The 442-nt window shown below is 73.8% G+C and carries 1 protein-coding gene; it reads left to right on the top strand.

Features of this window, described 5'->3' with window-relative positions:
- Nucleotides 1-442: hypothetical protein (locus D7X55_RS41155; protein ID WP_199747423.1), on the top strand; the 442-nt coding region annotated here is incomplete at both ends.

Below are 442 nucleotides of genomic sequence, written 5' to 3'. Positions count from 1 at the left end.
GCGCAGGGCTGGTGGCCGCACTGGCACGCATCGCGCTGGCCCTGCAGGCCGATAACCCGGCGCAGATCCGGCAGCAGGCGGGCTGGTGGGGCCGCCTGCTGGGGCGCGATGTCGATCGCGAGGCGGAAGGACGTGCGCTGCAGTCGCAGCTGGGCGTGCTGGCCCTGCAGGCGCGCGAGCAGGCCCAGCAGCTGCAGCAGCAGCTGCAGCTGCGGGCCATGGCCATCGCCGGACATTCAGCGGCGGCCGCAGCGCTGGACGCCTGGGTCGAGCTGGCAGCGGTGCGGCTGGCGTCGCTGGCTACCGCCGGCCAGGCCGCGCTGTCGCAACGGCTCGATCACCTGCGCCGGCTGGCCACGCTGCGCCGTCTCGAGGCCGGCCAGTGGCAGCTCCTGCAGGACCAGGACAACGTGCTGCTGCAACGCTTCGCGCGCATCCATGA

It is taken from the genome of Corallococcus sp. AB049A, assembly GCF_003668885.1.
Taxonomy (GTDB): Bacteria; Myxococcota; Myxococcia; order Myxococcales; family Myxococcaceae; genus Corallococcus; species Corallococcus interemptor.
The sequence above is the reverse complement of the archived record's forward strand: the minus strand, read 5'-3'. Positions and strand labels throughout refer to the sequence as shown.